This window comes from Mesorhizobium sp. M1E.F.Ca.ET.063.01.1.1 (assembly GCF_003998155.1).
GTDB lineage: Bacteria > Pseudomonadota > Alphaproteobacteria > Rhizobiales > Rhizobiaceae > Mesorhizobium.
In genome coordinates, this window is the sequence record NZ_RZSC01001238.1 from 1 (window position 1) to 1,056 (window position 1,056).

Here is a 1,056-nt window from a genome sequence, read left to right on the forward strand (position 1 = left end):
GTGCCCATGCCGCTCCAGTCTTCGAGCTTCGAACCAAGCGCGCGATGGCGATCGGCGAGCGTGGAGAATCTCCAGGAATTGGTCATTGCATTCCCCTTTTTTATACCAATTATTGAACCAATTATTGAACCAATTATTGAACCAGTTTGTGGGAAATGGTTGTTGAAATCAATACTCCTGTTAAAATTTTTTGCCTTAGGGCGAAAATGACTGATCAAGCACCCAGGCAGGCAAGAGCGAAAGGCCAACAGAAATGGACAGCAGGACACGTGCGCAAAACGCCAAATTGGCAATCGCGATCAGCTGACCGCCAAAAGGCCGCGGTCATCGGCAGCGGCTTGCGTGGCCAACCAGAACCATCGCAAATGGACGCGAACTTTCGGATGTCGAAAGGAACGTCGTTGATGTCATCGAAACACGAGGCTGCCTTGGCACTCATTGCGGATCATTCAATCACTGCCACGGTTCGTGTCGTGGTGGACACGCTGTTGGCGCGAATAACCTCTCAGCAATACACCACCGACGAACGACTGCCCTCGGAACGAACGTTGGCCGGTGAACTTGGCGTCGCCCGGAACACGGTTCGCGAAGCCCTGGACATACTTGAGAAACATGGCTTCATTCGCCGGCGTGCCGGGAGCGGCAGCTTCGTGAAGGGTCAGGCAGTCCTCGATGACGCGACAGGAGGTGTTGCCGCCGAGACGAGCCCGCTCGACCTCTTGGTGATGCGCGGAATCATCGAACCCGACATGATGCGGCTCGCCATCATCAACATGTCGCCGCGCGCCATTGAAGGACTGAGCGAGACCTTGTCGGCCATGGAAGGGGTTCAAACCGACGCGGCGGAGTTCGCCCGGCTCGAGGATGAATTCCACCGTCAGGTAGCTCGCGGCGCGGGAAATCCGCTGCTAACGTCATGCTACGATCTGTTGATCCAGGCTCGCCGCCAGAGCTTCCGCGCCGCGCTCAACCGGCGGCATCTGACGCCCAGGCGAATACAGGACTACCAGCGCCGCTACAACACGCTGCTCAACGCGATCATTGCCCGGGATATCG

1 protein-coding gene is annotated in these 1,056 nt (G+C 57.0%); it reads left to right on the forward strand.

The window, feature by feature from the left end; genetic code table 11:
• Positions 1–155 precede the first annotated feature (155 nt).
• The coding region (locus tag EOA29_RS37555) for an FCD domain-containing protein (RefSeq protein ID WP_245468756.1) at positions 156–1,056 on the forward strand (901 nt) is incomplete at its 3' end.